We start from the raw sequence: 15298 nt of genomic DNA, 5'->3' as shown, positions 1-15298 counted from the left end.
TCGGCTTGGCACGATAGCCCACGTGGATAGGGGGTGCGACCCCGTCAGTGCAACGCCGGTGTCCCAGCGCTGCAATAACGACGGCCATAATCGCGCTTTGCCTTCACGCGCCCTCACCCGAATGTCACGTCTGCCCAGCATCACCCTCGCCCTTGCCACCACGCTCCTGGCCAGCGCCTGCGCCAGCGGCGGCACCACCCCGGAACCCGCCGGCCACACGGCGATTGGCGTCGACGTTCCCACGATCCGCCATCCGAACGAGGAAACACCGCAGTGGTGGTTCCGCGACGGCGCGGCGCAGGCGGCGACACGCGGCGCGATGTCGGGCAAGGCGAAGAACGTGATCCTGTTCGTCGGCGACGGCATGAGCCTCACCACCGTGGCCGCGGCGCGCATCCTCGACGGCCAGCGCAAGGGCGGCCCCGGCGAGGACAACCGGCTGAGCTGGGAGAACTTCCCCGCCACCGCGCTCAGCAAGACCTACAACACCAACGCGCAGACACCCGATTCCGCCGGCACGATGAGCGCCATGGCCACGGGCGTGAAGACGCGCGCCGGCGTGCTCAGCATCGGCCAGCAGTCGCCGCGCGGCGATTGCGCGAAGTCGCGCGAAGTGCCGATGCTCACGCTGTGGGAACTGGCGGCGAGCCACGGCTTCGCCACAGGCGTGGTGACCACCACGCGCGTGACGCATGCCACGCCCGGCGCGACGTTCACCCATTCGCCCGAGCGCAACTGGGAGAACGACGCCGAAATGCCGGAGGATGCCAAGGCCGCCGGCTGCATCGACATCGCGCGCCAACTGGTCGAGACGCCCTACGGCAACGGCCCGGACGTGCTGATGGGCGGCGGTCGCGCGAACTTCATGCCCGCGCAGCAGACCGATCCCGAATACGACGATAAGGTCGGCCAGCGCCTCGACGGTCGCGACCTGGTCGCACAGTGGAAACAGCGCCATCCACAGGGCACGTACGTGTGGAATGCGCAGCAGCTGGCGGACGCGCCGTCGCAAGGGCCGCTGCTGGGCCTGTTCGAGCCCGACCACATGCAGTTCTCGCACGACCGTCCGCGTGACGGCGCCGGCGAGCCCACGTTGGCGGAGATGACGCGCACCGCGATCGCACGCCTGCAGCAGAACCCGAAGGGCTATGTGCTGCTGGTCGAAGGCGGACGCATCGACCACGCGCATCACTACGGCAACGCCTACCGCGCACTCACCGACACGATCGCGCTGAGCGAAGCCGTGCAGGCCGCCGCCGATGCGACCTCGGCCGAGGACACGCTGATCCTGGTCACGGCCGACCATTCGCACACGCTGAGCTTCGTCGGCTATCCGGTGCGCGGCAATCCGATCCTCGACAAGGTGCGCGGCAGCAGCGGCGAGGAAGGCGAAAGTGCCAATTACGCGCTCGACCAACTCGGCCTGCCCTACACCACGCTGAACTACAGCAATGGTCCGGGCTATGTCGGCGCCAGCGCGCAGCAGCCCGAAGGCCCGAAGACGTTCCTGCATCCGGTCAGCGGCGTGCAGATTCCCAGGCGCGGCCGCCCCGACCTGCGCGAGGTCGACACCCAGGCGCCGGATTACCTGCAGGAAGCGCTGGTACCCACCTCCGCCGAATCGCACGGCGGCGACGACGTCGGCATCTGGGCGCGCGGCCCGGGCAGCGATGCCGTGCGCGGCAGTGTCGAGCAGAACACCATCTTCCATTTCCTGCTGCAGGCGATGCCGAAGCTGCGCAGCGAACTGTGCAAGGCCGGCGACTGCGACGACAACGGCGTGCCGGTGACGCTGCCGGATCCGGTGAAGTTCCGGACGCAGTGACGCGGGAAGCGAATCTCCCCCGCCCCCTCTTTTTCAAAGAGGGGAGCAAAGCCGGTTCAAAGAGGGGAGCAAACGGCCCTCCGGCGTGAGCCGGGACCGCCACGACAGCGCGGTTTCCCCCTTGATGGATCCTGGTGGTTTCCCCCTTTGAAAAAGGGGGATTAAGGGGGATTCGCCCCTAGAACGGCTTCGCCAGCACCAGGAAGACGATGCCGACCAGCAATAGCACCGGCAACTCATTGAACCAGCGCAGCGCCCTGGATGAAGGCAGCGCGCGGCCGGCGTCCACGCCCTTGAGCCAGCGACCGCTGACGGTGAAGTGGGCCAGCATCAGCACCACCAGCGTCAGCTTGGCGTGCAGCCATCCGCCACTAATGCCGAAGTACAGCCACAGCACCAGGCCGAACACGAACGCGAGCCCGAACATCATGTGGCCGAAGCGATACAGCCGCCGCCCCATCAGGACCAGTCTCGTCCGCACCGCCGGATCGCCTCCTGCCTCGGCCAGGTTCACCAGGATGCGCGGCAGGTAGAACACGCCGCCCATCCACGCCATGACGAACACGAGATGGGCGGTCTTGATCCAGAAATAGGCCATGGGTTCCTCCAAGGTGCGGGCAATAGGATTGCATACCTGACCGCGCTGCTTGTGGTGCTCTTTAGCTCGCCATTCCCGCGTAGGCGGGCTCCGCTCTAGCTCGGCGCAGCCGAACATCCGGGGACTTTGGTTTTTCACGGGAAAGGCGGCAAACGCAGCAGCGCTCAATCTGTTCCGTAGAATCCGCCCATGACCAAACACTACGACCAGGCGTACTTCGAACGCTGGTACCGCGATCCCGCGAAGAAGGAACACGCCGTCGGCAGCTCCGCGCGCCTCGCGCGCAAGGTCGCGCTGGCAGTGGCCACAGCGGAGTACTACCTGGAACGTCCGATCCGCACCGTGCTCGACATCGGTTGCGGCGAGGGCCCATGGCGTGCGCCGCTGCTGAAGCTGCGCCCGAAGCTGCGGTACCTCGGCTTCGACAGCAGCGAATACGCCATCGCGCGTTTCGGCGCGCGACGCAATCTGCATTACGCGCGCTTCGCCGACTTCGAACATCTTCGTCCCTGCCCTCCGGTCGACCTGCTGGTCTGCAGCGACGTGATGCATTACGTGGAGACGCGCGAACTCGACCGAGGCCTGCCGGGCCTGGCGGAGCTGTGCGGCGGCGTGGCGTTCCTGGAGACGTTCACCCGCGAGGACGACACGGACGGCGACAACGTCGATTTCAAATCGCGCCCCGCGCGCTTCTATCGCGATCGCTTCGCGCGGCTGGGACTCACGCCATTAGGTTCGCATTTGTGGCTGGCGCAGGGCCTCGCGGACCGGCTGGTCGCGCTGGAACGCCCGGGCTGACCCCGGTTCAGCCGCACGCCATTCCGTTCCGCTATGCTGCGCCGCAGCATCCCGGCCCCAGCGGCCTGACTCCGGACACCTATCGCCGATGCTTTATCAGATGCATGAGCTGGGCCGCGCCTGGATGGCCCCGATGACGTACTGGGCCGAAGCTGGCGCCAAGATGTTCGGACAACAGGGTGGATGGCTGTCGTCGCTGCCCGGTGCGGCGCAGGCGGCCGCCGGTTGCGAACTGCTGTACCGCATCGGCAAGGATTACGAGAAGCCGGAGTTCGGCATCCACGCCATCGACATCGACGGCACGGCCTATCCCGTCATCGAACGCGAGATGTTGCGCAAGCCGTTCTGCCGCCTGCTGCGCTTCAAGCGCTATGCCGACGACGCCGGCAACCTGCGCGACCTGAAGGACGACCCGCCGGTGCTGGTGGTCGCGCCGCTTTCGGGCCACCACTCCACCCTGCTGCGCGACACGGTGCGCACGCTGCTGCGCGACCACAAGGTGTACATCACCGACTGGGTGGACGCGCGCATGGTGTCGATGGGCGAAGGTCCGTTCTCGCTGGACGACTACGTCGAGTACATCGAGGAATTCATCCGCCATATCGGCGCCGACACGCTGCACGTGATCAGCGTGTGCCAGCCGACCGTGCCGGTGCTCGCCGCCGTGTCGCTGATGGCCGCGCGCGGCGAGCCCACGCCGCGTTCGCTGGTGATGATGGGCGGGCCCATCGACACGCGCGAAAGCCCCACCGCGGTCAACGACCTGGCCACGCACAAGCCGCTGTCGTGGTTCCAGGACAACCTGATCCACCAGGTACCGGACAACTATCCCGGCCACGGCCGCCGCGTGTATCCCGGCTTCTTGCAGCACAGCGGCTTCGTGGCGATGAATCCGGAGCGGCATTTCCTGTCGCACTGGGATTTCTACCTGCACCTGGTGAAGGGCGATCTGGAAGATGCGGCCGCGCACCGCCGCTTCTACGACGAGTACAACGCGGTGCTGGACATGCCCGCCGAGTACTACCTCGACACGGTGCGCGTGGTGTTCCAGGAGCATCTGCTTCCGCGCGGCCTTTGGGACGTGCGCGGCGAACGCGTCGATCCATCGAAGATCCACGGCACCGCGCTGCTGACCATCGAGGGCGAACTCGACGACATCTCCGGCCAGGGCCAGACGCGCGCCGCGCACACCCTGTGCAGCGGCATCGACGAAGCGGAACGCGAACACCTCACCGTCAAGGGCGCAGGCCACTACGGCATCTTCAGCGGTCGCCGCTGGCGCACGCAGGTCTATCCGCAGGTGCGCGATTTCATCGCCCGCCCATGCTGAACGAGGCGGTTCAGCCGCGGCTTGATTCGCACGGGGCCAGCCCTGAGATCATCGGTTCCACACCCACGCCGAGGAACCGTGAATGGACTGCCCCGTCTGCCCTGACGTGAAACTGGCGATGACCGATCGCCAGGGCATCGAAATCGACTACTGCCCGCAGTGTCGGGGCGTGTGGCTCGACCGCGGCGAGCTCGACAAGCTGATCGAACGCGCTTCGTCCGACACCGCGCCGCGCCAGGCCGCTCCGCCGCCTCCGCCGCCGCAACCCGCCCACGATCCGCGCGGTTACGGCGCGCAGGGGCATTACAAGTCCGACCACTACAAGTCGGATCACTACAAGTACAAGAAGAAAAAGAACCTGCTCGGCGAGCTGTTCGATTTCTGATCGCCACGACGACAAAGCCCCGCTTCCGCGGGGCTTTGCCTGTTGGCCTGGTAGTGGCGTCAGCGCATGTCAGCTGGACGCGCGGCAACCCTGGATGAAGACCTTGTTGTCGGTTGCCACGCCCCAGCGCCCGTCGAGTTCGCCGCAACCGGCGGTCCACGAGCCGACCAGCGCGCCTTCCTCGTCGTAGTACAGCCACGTGCCCTGCCAGCTGGCGGTCGCGCTGAACGAAGCGGCCGACATCATGGCGACAACGGCGGCCAGGGCAAAGATCCTGATACGACGCATGTTCATCTCCTTTGATTGAGTCGCGGCAACCTTCCCGCGAGCGAACCGTAGGCGATGCATCGCACCCGTTCTGTTAACCAGCCCGCACTCCGCGCGTGAATGCGGGCTTCACGCGTAGGCGTAGCAGGTTCAGTCGTACTGCGCGGTCTTCACCAGCATGTGCTTGGCCAGCAGGCCGTGCAGGTAGCCGACTCCGCGCGCCACGTGCAGCGTGAGGAACAGCAGCACCACGCCGCACAGCACCGCGATCGGCCACAGCCACTGCGCGTTCGCCGCGATCGGGATTCCATCGAACGACAGCGTGCCGCCGAATCCGAACAGCGCGGCAATGGGCGCGATGATCAGCGACAGCGACACCGTCAGGCCCACCACCGCCACGGTGAAGTACACGATGCCCAGCGGCAGCATCATCAGGAAGTACAGCTGCGTGGCCCAGATGCGCGGGTCGGTGAACAACTCGCCGATGCGCTTGAGCAGCGGCTGTCCGCGGCTGCTGTACAGCGGGCGGCGCGGCATGCGTTCACCCAGCATCACCTCGACGAGGCGCCCTTCCACCAGCGACAGCACCCGCACCGAGCCGAAGTACAGGATCACGAACGGCACGCCGATGATCAGCACCGCCAGGCCTGCCGACAGCGAAATGCCGGTGACCACCCAGGTGAAGTAGAAGATGCCGGTGGCCAGCGACAGCAGCATGTAGAACAGCGCGGCATACGTGCGCGGCTCGGCGATCACGCCGAAGAAGCGCCCCAGTGCCGACGCACGCGGCTTCGGTGCGGGTGGACGCAGCGCGGTCTGCACCTTGGCCTCGGTATCGCGGTAGATGTCGGCCACCTCGTCCGGCGCACCGTAGCTGCCGGCCACCGCGACGATGACTTCCGCCTCGCTCTTGTGGGGGTTCTCGGCCATTTCCGAGCGCAGGTATTCCTCGGCGTCATACAGGGCGTCCTGCACCAGCGCCGGGTCCGCACCCGCCAGCGAGCGGCGCAGGTGTTCCAGGTATTCGGGGATAGTGGTCGGCAGGCCGGTGGTGGAGGCGGAGCCCGGGTTGAACGCGTTCATGGGATGAGTCCTTCGAGGACAGAATCGACGGAGTCGCGGGTGGCTCGCCAGGCGGCCGCCCAGTCGTGCAGGGCGGTTCGCCCGGATTCGGTGATGCGGTAGTAGCGTCGCGGTGGCCCCGATACCGACGGCTCGACATGGCTGTCGAGCAGGCCGGCGCCTTCCAGGTTGCGCAGCACCGGATACAGCGCGCTCTGCTTGCCGCTGAGCACGCCACCGCCGATGCGCTCCAGCTGCTTGGCGATCTGGTAGCCGTACATCGGTTCCTGCGCCGCGCCCAGCACCGCCAGCAGGGCCAGCGAAACCGTTCCGGCGCTGAGCTCCTTCTGGAATTTCCGCAACTGGCTGTCGAGCTCGGTCATGGCACGCGGGGTCCGCTAGGCTGAGGACCACACTACTATTAGGTTCTATATACATAACCTGCCATTAGTCACGGCCCTTGCCGCCGCGTGCACTGCGCCCCTGCTAACAAGGGCCATGCGCCGCATCAGGCCCGCGGCGAGGAGTCCGACGATGCCCAGAGGGGACAAGTCCGCCTACACCGACAAGCAGCAGCGCCAGGCCGAACACATCGAGGAGAGCGAGCGCGAAGAGGGCCGCTCCGAGGAGGACGCCGAGCGCATCGCCTGGGCCACGGTCAACAAGCAGAGCGGCGGCGGCAGGCGCAGCGGTTCCGGGCGCAAGGGCGCCAAGAAGACCACGCGCAAGGCGGCCAGCACGGGCGGCCGCAAGACCGCGAAGAAGGCCACGAAGAAGGCCGCGAAAAAATCAACGAAGAAAGCAACGAAGAAGGGGACCAAGAAGGCCGCGAAGAAGACCGCGCGCAGGAGTGCAGGCAAGACAGCAAAGAAGACCGCGCGCAAGACTGCCCGCAAGGGCGGCGCAAAGAAGCCAACGAAAAAGACGGCCAGGAAGGCGACCAGGAAGACTGCCCGCAAGTCCGCACGCAAGTCGCCAGCACGCAAGTCCGCGAAGAAGACCGCGCGCAAGACAGGACGCAAATCGGCTTCGCGCAGCGCCGCGGCCAAGAAGGCCGCGCGCACGCGTGCGCGCAAGGGCAGCAACGGCGCATCGTCCTGACCCCCTACCCGGCGACCGGCCTGACTGGCCGGTCTGCTGACCGTGGGCACGTTTCACACGCATGGGGCTGGCCGGCCGAGTGCGGGCTGGGCCAGAATTCCTTCATTGATCGATGGGACAAGGGGAACCCGCCGTGTCGAAGCGTTCGTGGCCGTCCGCACTGCTCTGCGCCGCCCTGTTGGCGGTCCTGTCGTCCGCGCATGCCGCGGGCGAGGACGCGACGCCGGCAAAGCCGCGTTCGATGCAGGAGATCCTCGATGCATCCAAGCCGTCGGACTGGCGCACCCCCGACGCCAAGAACCTGGTCTACCTGGACCTGGACTCCGGGCGTGTCCTGATCGAGCTGGCGCCGGCCTTCGCGCCCGCGCATGTGGCCAACATCCGCGCACTGGCCAAGAACGGCTACTGGAACGGCATGAGCATCAACCGTTCGCAGGACAACTTCGTCGTGCAGTGGGGCGACCCCGCGCAGGAAGAGAAGGATCGCAAGCCGCTGGGCCGCGGCGCCAAGGCGAAATTGCCGGCCGAGTTCGCGCGCAAGGCACAGGGCTTGGCGTTCGACAAGCTGCCCGACGTCGACGGCTGGGCGCCGGAAGTGGGCTTCGTGGGCGGCTTCCCCGCTGGCCGCGACACCGCCACCGACGCCGCGTGGCTCGCGCATTGCTACGGCACGGTGGGAGCTGGCCGCGACATGGCCGCCGACTCCAGCAACGGCACCGAACTCTACGTGGTGATCGGCCAGTCCCCGCGCCAGTTGGACCGCAACATCACCGTCGTCGGCCGCGTGCTGCAGGGCATGGAGCTGCTGTCAGTGCTGCCACGCGGCACCGGCCCGCTGGGCTTCTATGAGAAGCCCGAGCAGCGCACCCCGATCAAGGCTATCCGGCTGGCGTCGGAAGTCCCGCGCAAGGAACGCGTCGCCATCGAAGTGCTGCGCACCGATACGCCGCTGTTCCAGGAAGTGGTCGAGGCGCGCCGCAATCGCCGCGACGAGTGGTACAAGCACATGGCCGGCCACATCGACCTGTGCAACGTGCCGCTGCCGGTGCGCGCGCCGCCGCCCAAGCCGGTCGTCGAGAAGAAGAAGGCGAAGGCCAAGGCGAAACCGCGGGGACGCACCGGCCAGCCGGCGGCGACCTCGCGCCGCTGAGCGCAGTCAGGCCTCGTCCGCGGCCAGCCGCAGCACATCCCGCTGGAACAGGCACATGCGCACCACGTCGTGGTAGCGCCCATCGCTGAAGAACTCCTCGGCCAGTACACCCTCGCGCCGGAAACCCGCATCCTCGTAGATGCGGATCGCACGCGTGTTGTCCACGTCGACCAGCAGATAGAGCTTGTGCAGGTTCAGCACGCGGAAAGCGTAGTTGATGGCCAGCCGCGTGGCCGCGCGCGCGTAGCCGCGGGCCTGCTGGTCCGGCGAGATCATGATCAGGAATTCCGCGCGCCGGTGCAGGTGGTCGATCTCAACCAGCTCCACCAGGCCCACGCGCTCGTGAGCGGCGTCCTCGACGATGAAGCGGCGCTCGGACTGATCGTGGATGTGCTTGCGGTACAGCTCTTCCAGTTCGACGAACGACTCGTACGGCTCCTCGAACCAGTAGCCCATGACGCTGCGATTGTTGTTGAGCACGTGCACGAAGTGCAGGTCGCCGCGTTCGAGCGGACGCAGGGTGACGCCGGAAGCTGTGGTTTTCGGATTCATGATCGCCACCCTACTCCATGCGTGTGACACCGGCATCCCGATGCGCGACGCGGCCATCACGCGGTCTTGCCGATTCGCTCAATAGCCTGCGTTCGAAGGCTCACCGCCTGATGTTCCCGGATCGGTTTCGACGAAGGTTTGTGCCATGCCCCTGATGCGACTGCGTGTGACCGGCAGCGACGACGACGTTCGCGCCATCAGCAACCTGCTCACCAGCCTGGACGGCATCGAGCACATCGAGGAAGTCGATGACCTGATGCCGCACATGGACGACGACGATTCCAGTTCGGCCGGACTGCCCGACGATCAGGGCCCCGGGCAGCACGCGCTGGAAATCGAGGCACCCAATCAGGCCACTGCCAATCGCGTGCGCGATGCGGTGGAAGCGCTGGCGTTCGATCTGGACGTGATCGTGGAGTTCGACAACGACGAAGGATGACTCCGCTGTGCGGTCATGCCGGCCCGACGACGCGGCGGCGCCGGACGCGGAAACACACCCTCTATGCGCCTTGGTCGATCACCACCAGGTGCGAGGCATGGCGGCCCGCCTGGTCCACCAGCCAGCTGAACACGGGAAAGGCGAAGCCAGGCATCGCCGAGGTCGGCTCGCCGTGCAGCGCCTTCAGTTCATGCAGCGTGTGACCCGTGGTTTCCACCTGGCCGACCAGGGTGCCCGAACCCAGCATCACCAGGATCAGCGTCTCGACCCTATCGCGGTCGTCCAGCGCAAACGCGCGCAAGCTGGCCAACTTGTCGGTGCGTTTGTACCCGGCCGCTTCTTCAACGTGGACGCTGGCGTGGCGATGGCCGCAGCGCAGGCAGACGTGCTGGGTGCGATCGCGGCCGCACACGCGCAAGCTGCGTAACGTCGTGCTGCCGCAGCGCGGGCAGCAGCGGAAGATGCGTGCGACGTGCCCGATGGTCTGCATGATCGACGTCCTGCAAGGAATTGCCGGCATCGTCCATGCGGGTTCCCGACTGCCGGAATCGGACGCATCCGATTCTCGGCAGCGTGCGTCCTGAAGCTGATCAGGGAACCGCTTTGAGTGCTTCCTTCACGCCTGGCAGCATCATGCGCACGCGCTTGTCGTCCGATTGATCGGCTTCGACGTAGACCGCCTGCAGGAACGCGACCAGATCGTGGCGACGCGCAAGCCAGCCTTCGTCGCGCCACGCCAACGACGGGGCACCGAGGCGGGGGAGCAATGCTGCGAACCAGGCTTTCCAACCGGCTTCATCGCGCACGCCGCGGCGTGCCGCGCTGACCAGCGGCGCAGCCAGGCGCTGCGGTTCGCCGAACACGTAGGCGACACCCGACGCGGGCACGGCCTGCTGACCGATCGCATCGACGATGCGATGCAGTTGCGGCCCATCGAGCGAAGGATTGAGGGTGAGCTGCAGCAGCCAGTCCGCCCCGTGCGCGACGCCATGGCGCCAACCCGCGTCGGCTTCGAAACCGCGGTAGTCACGCACCGAATCCAGGTAGGTGACGGCGCGCAGCACCATCGCCGTGCGCTCGGCGGGCGTCATCCACGGGTTGACGCGATCGGTACGCGCGACCTCCGACAGCACCAGCGCGGCGAACGGCCAGCGGAAGCCGTGCGGGTCTGGCTGGGCCAGCATCGTGTACAGGCGCTCTCGCACCTCGCGCAGCGTCTCGGGTGCGAGCTCGTTGCGGCGCATCCAGGTGGACAGCGCGCCATAGGCCAGTCCGTCGCGGAGTTCCGGATCGGCCTCTCCCAGGCACTCCAGCAGGCCCAGCGCCAATGCCGAGCGCTGCCCCGCATCCTCCAGCGCGAATCCGGTCTGCCGCAGCACGGACAGCTGTTCCGCGCTCCAGCCATTGGGCGGGCACGGACCGCCCCACGCCGGCACCACGGCCAGCAACATCAGCGAAAACACGATCGAACGCATCATTTGCCCCTGCGCGAGCCACGCAGGCGACGCAGCGCCCACACCGCGAAACCCAGCGCGATGACCACCGGAATCAGGAACGCCGCCGCGCGGATCGTCCATGCGGTGCCCATGGCGAGGGTACCGCCGAAGTCGCGCACGGCCTGTGCGATCTCGCTGCGGCCGCTCTGCCCTTCCGGTAGCTCGAAACGGATGGTCAGCTTCTGCGTCTCGATGCGCATGCGATGCTGCGCGGCCGCCTGCTGCGCCTGCTGCAATTGCGCCTCCACTTCGGCCAGCTGTCGCGACAGGGCGATCATGTCGGCCACGGCCAGGTCGCGGCGCTGCTGGAACGCCTGCAGCTGCGTGCGCTCGTTCTCCAGGCGCGCGCGCAGCGAGTCGTTGTCGCGCACCACTTCGGCCAGGTCTTCGGCGTGCGTGTTGCGGCTGCCGATCTCGCCGCCCTTGCCGGCCAGTGCGATCAGCGGCTCGACGCCGTCCGGCACGACGCGCACGGTAATGCTGGCCGACGCGTAATCGCCGCCCTGCTCGGACATGTCGAGCACGGTGCACTGGCCGAAGCGACGCTGGTCGCATGCAGCCTGCACCGCCTTCAGGCGTGGCGAAATGGCCTGGCGATCCAGCGATACCGAGACGTGATGCTCGTAGGCCAGCATCGCGCCCTGCGGAGCGCGCTGCGATTGCATCGGCGCGGACGCGGCGCCTACGGCTTGAACTTCCCCCTGCTTCTGGCTGCACGCGGCAAGCATCAGGGGCAGCAGGAGCGCTGTCAGGATTCGTTTCACGGATGATCCCCGTATTGGTCGGCGCGACTATGCCATCGGCACGCGCATGTTTCACCCGTCGTCATCGCCGCGTGCCTCGCGCGGGCCTATGATGCCCGCCATGCCGGCGCGGGCCGGCGATGCCTGCATGCGATGCCCGACAAGAAAGCCATCGAAACCTACGACAAGCCGGCCGGCGGCTGGGACGCGCTGAGAAGCTCCTGGCAGGCGCTGCGCGAGCAGCAAGTCGTGCTGAAGGGCGGCAGCACGCTGCTACGCGCCAACCAGCCACGCGGCTTCGACTGTCCGGGTTGCGCCTGGCCGGACCGCAATCCGCATTCGACCTTCGAGTTCTGCGAGAACGGCGTCAAGGCCGTCGCAAACGAGGCCACGTCACGACGCGTCACGCGCGAGTTCTTCGCGCAGCACAGCGTGGACTGGCTGCAGACGCAGGACGATCACTTTCTCGAGGCGCAGGGCAGGCTGACGGAGCCGATGATCCTGGACGCGGAAGGCGGCAACCACCGCCCGATCGGCTGGGACGAGGCATTCGCGACCATCGCGGCGGAACTGAACTCGCTGGCTTCGCCGAACGAGGCGATCTTCTACACCTCCGGTCGCACGTCGAACGAAGCGGCGTTCCTCTACCAGCTGTTCGTGCGGGAGTTCGGCACCAACAACCTGCCCGACTGCTCCAACATGTGCCACGAAGCCTCGGGCGTGGCGCTGACCGAGCAACTCGGCAGCGGCAAGGGTTCGGTGACGCTGGAGGATTTCGAACACGCGCAGGCCATCTTCATCTTCGGCCAGAACCCCGGCACCAACCACCCGCGCATGCTGGGCGAACTGCGCAGCGCGGCGAAGCGCGGCTGCCGCATCGTCGCGTTCAATCCGCTGCGCGAGCGCGGCCTGGAGCGGTTCGTCAACCCGCAATCACCGGCCGAGATGCTTGGCGGAGGCGGCACGCAACTCGCCTCCGAGTATTACCAGCCGCGCATCGGCGGCGACCTGGCCGTGGCGACGGCGCTGTGCAAGGTGGTCGTGGAGGCCGACGCGGTCGACCGCGATTTCATCAACGCACATACGCGCGGTTACGACGTGTTCGCGTCCATGCTCCGCGCGACGGAATGGGACGCGCTGGAGCGCGAATCCGGCCTCGACCGTGCCTGGCTCGAGCACGCCGCGCGCACCTACATCGACAGCGACGCGACGATCCTGTGCTGGGGCATGGGCATCACCCAGCATCCGCGCAGCGTCGCCACCATCCAGATGCTGGCCAACCTGCTGCTCCTGCGCGGCAACATCGGCAAGCCGGGCGCGGGGCCGTGCCCGGTGCGGGGCCATTCCAACGTGCAGGGCGACCGCACGATGGGCATCTACGAGCAGCCTTCGCCGGCTTTCCTCGACCGGCTCGGCGCAACGTTCGACTTCGCTCCGCCGCGCGAGCATGGCTACGACACCATCGCCGCCATCGAGGCGATGCACGACGGCCGCGCCAAGGTGTTCTTCGCGATGGGCGGCAACTTTGCCGCCGCCACGCCCGACACCGCGCACACGCACGAAGCCTTGCGCCGCTGTTCGCTGACCGTGCACGTGAGCACCAAGCTCAACCGCTCGCACCTGGTCCACGGACGCCGCGCGCTGATCCTGCCGTGTCTGGGCCGCACCGAGATCGACCTGCAGGCGACCGGGCCGCAGGCGGTGACGGTGGAGGATTCGATGAGCATGGTGCATCTGTCGTCCGGCATGAATCCACCGGCCTCAGACAACCTTCTGTCCGAGCCGGCGATCGTCGCGCGCCTTGCGCACGCCACGCTGGGACACAGCCGCACACCGTGGCTGTGGCTGGTCGAAGACTACGACCGCATCCGCGACCGCATCGCGCAGGTCGTAGACGGCTTCACCGACTTCAATGCCCGCGTGCGGGCACCCGGCGGCTTCCACCTGCATCACCCGGGGCGCGAGCGCGTGTTCCCCACGCGCGATGGCAAGGCCGGCTTCTACCTGCACGCACTGGGCGAGACGCAGTCGCGGGACGAGGTGATGCAACTCATGACCGTCCGGTCGCATGACCAGTACAACACCACGATCTACGGTCTGGACGATCGGTATCGCGGCGTGCACGGCCTGCGCCGCGTGTGCTTCATCTCCCGCCACGACCTGGAACGGTTGGGACTGCGCGCCGGCGAGACCGTGGACATCTCCTCGGTCTGGCACGACGGTGAACGCACCGTGCGCGGCTTCCGCCTGGTCGAATACGACATCCCGCCCGGCTGCCTGGCCAGCTACTTCCCGGAAACCAACGCACTGGTGCCGCTGGACCACCACGCGGAGCGCGCGCGAACGCCGGCATCCAAATCGATACCGGTGCGCCTGCATCGGAGCGCCGCAACCGCATGAGCGAGGACCCGGCGCTGGTACTGCTGCAATTGCTGCACGAGGAAGACGGGCAGTCGGTCCACCGCGTCGCAAAACGCCTGCGACTTGGTTTGAGCGAGCTGCAGCGGGTTTTGTCGGCGCTCGGCCCGGATCCGCGCTTCGACGGGCTCGACCTGGTCGAGCAACGGCCGGATGGCGAACGCACGCTGCTGTGGCTCACCGAGAAGGGCCGGCGCCTGGGCAGTACGCCATGAACGACGCATTGCACGCAGTCACGGCGCTGCGGATGACTACGGGTGCCAGCGCCACGCTGGACGACCGCGTCATCGTCGAGGCGCCCGTGGCACTGCTGTACAACGGCGAATCGTTCGCCGTGATGATGGCCACGCCGGATGCGCTGGAGGACTTTGCGCTCGGCTTCGCGCTGGGCGAAGGCATCGTTGCGACACCGGAGGAATTTCGGCTGGTCGACATCGTCCAGCATGAACTCGGCGTGGCCCTGCATGGCGCCATCCCGCAATTGCGCTTCGACGCGCTGCAGGAACGCCGACGGGGCATGGAAGGGCGCAGCGGCTGCGGCCTGTGCGGCGTCGAGTCGCTGCAATCGGCGCTGCGTGAGGTGCCGAAGGTGGCATCTACAGGCATGGTGCCGATTGCCCGCATCCATGCTGCGCTGGCCGACCTTTCGCGCCGGCAGCCGCTCAACGCGCTCAGCGGCGGCGTGCACGCAGCCGCATTCGCGCATACGCATGGCCTGCTGGTGCGCGAGGACGTGGGCCGGCACAACGCGCTGGACAAGCTCATCGGTGCGATGGCGCGGCACGACGCGCCACTACCAGCCAGCGACGGCTTCGCCCTGATCACCTCGCGCGCCTCCTACGAAATGGTGCACAAGGCCGCGACCGCCGGGCTGGGCCTGCTGGTCGCGATCTCCGCGCCTACCGACCTGGCGATCCGCACCGCCGAATCCGCAGACTTGACCCTGGCCGCATTCGCGCGCGGTGGATCGCTCAACGTCTATTCGCACCCGCAACGCATCGACGCCGGCAGCTGAAGCGTCGCGGCCAGAATCGGCAAGCCCACTCCCCGCCCCGCAAACCATCGGCCCATGCCGCTGCGCGCGTGCAGGCGATATCCTCGCCGGACCGCGGCGCTGCGCCGCCCATCCCGAGA

Annotated in this window: 17 protein-coding genes and 1 pseudogene; 10 read left to right on the top strand and 8 right to left on the bottom strand. The window is 67.3% G+C overall.

Annotated features, from left to right (window positions below; all coding sequences use genetic code 11):
- The first annotated feature begins 121 nt into the window (after positions 1-121).
- On the top strand, positions 122-1825 hold the full coding sequence (locus tag VFE83_RS05905; RefSeq protein WP_324904038.1) for an alkaline phosphatase: 1704 nt from the start codon (positions 122-124) through the stop codon (positions 1823-1825).
- A gap of 178 nt (positions 1826-2003) precedes the next feature.
- Here the strand turns inward: VFE83_RS05905 and VFE83_RS05900 are convergent, their stop codons facing one another.
- On the bottom strand, positions 2004-2423 hold the full coding sequence (locus VFE83_RS05900) for a CopD family protein (RefSeq protein ID WP_324904036.1): 420 nt from the start codon (positions 2421-2423) through the stop codon (positions 2004-2006).
- 189 nt (positions 2424-2612) lie between these two features.
- Here VFE83_RS05900 and VFE83_RS05895 point away from each other — a divergent pair, with 189 nt between their 5' ends.
- The 3 genes from VFE83_RS05895 to VFE83_RS05885 all read left to right on the top strand — a co-directional run bounded on the left by VFE83_RS05895 (position 2613) and on the right by VFE83_RS05885 (position 4936).
- Entirely contained in the window at positions 2613-3221 is a 609-nt protein-coding gene (locus VFE83_RS05895) for a class I SAM-dependent methyltransferase (RefSeq protein ID WP_324904034.1), read from the top strand.
- A gap of 88 nt (positions 3222-3309) precedes the next feature.
- The gene (locus VFE83_RS05890) at positions 3310-4551 is read left to right on the top strand and encodes a polyhydroxyalkanoate depolymerase (protein ID WP_324904032.1); all 1242 of its coding nucleotides are present in this window, start codon (positions 3310-3312) and stop codon (positions 4549-4551) included.
- Between the two features lie 82 nt (positions 4552-4633).
- On the top strand, positions 4634-4936 hold the full coding sequence (locus tag VFE83_RS05885) for a zf-TFIIB domain-containing protein (RefSeq protein ID WP_324904030.1): 303 nt from the start codon (positions 4634-4636) through the stop codon (positions 4934-4936).
- 69 nt (positions 4937-5005) lie between these two features.
- Here VFE83_RS05885 and VFE83_RS05880 read toward each other — a convergent pair whose 3' ends face one another.
- The 3 genes from VFE83_RS05880 to VFE83_RS05870 form a co-directional block, all read right to left on the bottom strand.
- A complete protein-coding gene (locus VFE83_RS05880; protein ID WP_324904028.1) occupies positions 5006-5224 on the bottom strand; it encodes a DUF6289 family protein in 219 nt (72 codons plus the stop codon).
- 129 nt (positions 5225-5353) lie between these two features.
- A complete protein-coding gene (locus VFE83_RS05875) occupies positions 5354-6286 on the bottom strand; it encodes a sensor domain-containing protein (protein WP_324904026.1) in 933 nt (310 codons plus the stop codon).
- Entirely contained in the window at positions 6283-6648 is a 366-nt protein-coding gene (locus VFE83_RS05870) for a PadR family transcriptional regulator (protein WP_324904024.1), read from the bottom strand. The genes VFE83_RS05875 and VFE83_RS05870 overlap by 4 nt, the downstream gene beginning before the upstream one ends.
- A 151-nt stretch (positions 6649-6799) precedes the next feature.
- Here VFE83_RS05870 and VFE83_RS05865 point away from each other — a divergent pair, with 151 nt between their 5' ends.
- Together VFE83_RS05865 and VFE83_RS05860 are read left to right on the top strand one after the other, a co-directional pair.
- The gene (locus VFE83_RS05865) at positions 6800-7366 is read left to right on the top strand and encodes a HupB (RefSeq protein ID WP_324904022.1); all 567 of its coding nucleotides are present in this window, start codon (positions 6800-6802) and stop codon (positions 7364-7366) included.
- A 42-nt stretch (positions 7367-7408) separates the two neighbouring features.
- Positions 7409-8426: pseudogene (locus VFE83_RS05860) on the top strand (peptidylprolyl isomerase); the annotation flags it as partial.
- Between the two features lie 96 nt (positions 8427-8522).
- On the opposite strand, the gene speG reads toward VFE83_RS05860, so the two are convergent.
- A complete protein-coding gene (gene speG / locus VFE83_RS05855) occupies positions 8523-9068 on the bottom strand; it encodes a spermidine N1-acetyltransferase (protein ID WP_324904020.1) in 546 nt (181 codons plus the stop codon).
- Between the two features lie 145 nt (positions 9069-9213).
- On the opposite strand from speG, the gene VFE83_RS05850 reads away from it, so the two are divergent.
- A complete protein-coding gene (locus VFE83_RS05850) occupies positions 9214-9507 on the top strand; it encodes a hypothetical protein (protein WP_324904018.1) in 294 nt (97 codons plus the stop codon).
- Between the two features lie 61 nt (positions 9508-9568).
- Here VFE83_RS05850 and VFE83_RS05845 read toward each other — a convergent pair whose 3' ends face one another.
- The 3 genes from VFE83_RS05845 to VFE83_RS05835 form a co-directional block, all read right to left on the bottom strand.
- A complete protein-coding gene (locus VFE83_RS05845; protein WP_324904016.1) occupies positions 9569-9997 on the bottom strand; it encodes a hypothetical protein in 429 nt (142 codons plus the stop codon).
- Between the two features lie 100 nt (positions 9998-10097).
- On the bottom strand, positions 10098-10982 hold the full coding sequence (locus VFE83_RS05840; RefSeq protein WP_324904014.1) for a DUF2785 domain-containing protein: 885 nt from the start codon (positions 10980-10982) through the stop codon (positions 10098-10100).
- Positions 10982-11767 (bottom strand): DUF4349 domain-containing protein, encoded by a 786-nt coding sequence (locus tag VFE83_RS05835; protein ID WP_324904012.1) that lies wholly within the window; start codon positions 11765-11767, stop codon positions 10982-10984. Before VFE83_RS05835 ends, VFE83_RS05840 begins: the two co-directional genes overlap by 1 nt.
- A 132-nt stretch (positions 11768-11899) precedes the next feature.
- On the opposite strand from VFE83_RS05835, the gene VFE83_RS05830 reads away from it, so the two are divergent.
- Genes VFE83_RS05830 through fdhD form a run of 3 tightly spaced genes read left to right on the top strand, consistent with a single transcriptional unit; the run spans position 11900 to position 15179 of the window.
- A complete protein-coding gene (locus tag VFE83_RS05830) occupies positions 11900-14146 on the top strand; it encodes an FdhF/YdeP family oxidoreductase (protein ID WP_324904010.1) in 2247 nt (748 codons plus the stop codon).
- Positions 14143-14379, top strand: coding sequence for a hypothetical protein (locus VFE83_RS05825; protein WP_324904008.1), 237 nt, complete (start codon positions 14143-14145; stop codon positions 14377-14379). The genes VFE83_RS05830 and VFE83_RS05825 overlap by 4 nt, the downstream gene beginning before the upstream one ends.
- Positions 14376-15179 (top strand): formate dehydrogenase accessory sulfurtransferase FdhD, encoded by an 804-nt coding sequence (gene fdhD / locus VFE83_RS05820; RefSeq protein WP_324904006.1) that lies wholly within the window; start codon positions 14376-14378, stop codon positions 15177-15179. Before VFE83_RS05825 ends, fdhD begins: the two co-directional genes overlap by 4 nt.
- Positions 15180-15298 lie beyond the last annotated feature (119 nt).

Origin of the sequence: Lysobacter sp. (genome assembly GCF_035655815.1) — a bacterium.
In the GTDB taxonomy this organism is placed as follows: domain Bacteria; phylum Pseudomonadota; class Gammaproteobacteria; order Xanthomonadales; family Xanthomonadaceae; genus Lysobacter_J.
This window is presented reverse-complemented; position numbering and strand designations above follow the sequence as displayed.

What these genes read in the sequence shown, in the direction of transcription:
- VFE83_RS05895 (WP_324904034.1), top strand. Translation starts at nt 2,613, where the DNA reads ATGACCAAACACTACGACCAGGCGTACTTCGAACGCTGGTACCGCGAT.
- VFE83_RS05875 (WP_324904026.1), bottom strand. Translation starts at nt 6,286, where the DNA reads ATGAACGCGTTCAACCCGGGCTCCGCCTCCACCACCGGCCTGCCGACC.
- VFE83_RS05870 (WP_324904024.1), bottom strand. Translation starts at nt 6,648, where the DNA reads ATGACCGAGCTCGACAGCCAGTTGCGGAAATTCCAGAAGGAGCTCAGC.
- VFE83_RS05900 (WP_324904036.1), bottom strand. Translation starts at nt 2,423, where the DNA reads ATGGCCTATTTCTGGATCAAGACCGCCCATCTCGTGTTCGTCATGGCG.
- VFE83_RS05825 (WP_324904008.1), top strand. Translation starts at nt 14,143, where the DNA reads ATGAGCGAGGACCCGGCGCTGGTACTGCTGCAATTGCTGCACGAGGAA.
- VFE83_RS05865 (WP_324904022.1), top strand. Translation starts at nt 6,800, where the DNA reads ATGCCCAGAGGGGACAAGTCCGCCTACACCGACAAGCAGCAGCGCCAG.
- VFE83_RS05830 (WP_324904010.1), top strand. Translation starts at nt 11,900, where the DNA reads ATGCCCGACAAGAAAGCCATCGAAACCTACGACAAGCCGGCCGGCGGC.
- VFE83_RS05845 (WP_324904016.1), bottom strand. Translation starts at nt 9,997, where the DNA reads ATGCAGACCATCGGGCACGTCGCACGCATCTTCCGCTGCTGCCCGCGC.
- VFE83_RS05840 (WP_324904014.1), bottom strand. Translation starts at nt 10,982, where the DNA reads ATGCGTTCGATCGTGTTTTCGCTGATGTTGCTGGCCGTGGTGCCGGCG.
- fdhD (WP_324904006.1), top strand. Translation starts at nt 14,376, where the DNA reads ATGAACGACGCATTGCACGCAGTCACGGCGCTGCGGATGACTACGGGT.
- VFE83_RS05890 (WP_324904032.1), top strand. Translation starts at nt 3,310, where the DNA reads ATGCTTTATCAGATGCATGAGCTGGGCCGCGCCTGGATGGCCCCGATG.
- VFE83_RS05905 (WP_324904038.1), top strand. Translation starts at nt 122, where the DNA reads ATGTCACGTCTGCCCAGCATCACCCTCGCCCTTGCCACCACGCTCCTG.
- speG (WP_324904020.1), bottom strand. Translation starts at nt 9,068, where the DNA reads ATGAATCCGAAAACCACAGCTTCCGGCGTCACCCTGCGTCCGCTCGAA.
- VFE83_RS05885 (WP_324904030.1), top strand. Translation starts at nt 4,634, where the DNA reads ATGGACTGCCCCGTCTGCCCTGACGTGAAACTGGCGATGACCGATCGC.
- VFE83_RS05880 (WP_324904028.1), bottom strand. Translation starts at nt 5,224, where the DNA reads ATGCGTCGTATCAGGATCTTTGCCCTGGCCGCCGTTGTCGCCATGATG.
- VFE83_RS05850 (WP_324904018.1), top strand. Translation starts at nt 9,214, where the DNA reads ATGCCCCTGATGCGACTGCGTGTGACCGGCAGCGACGACGACGTTCGC.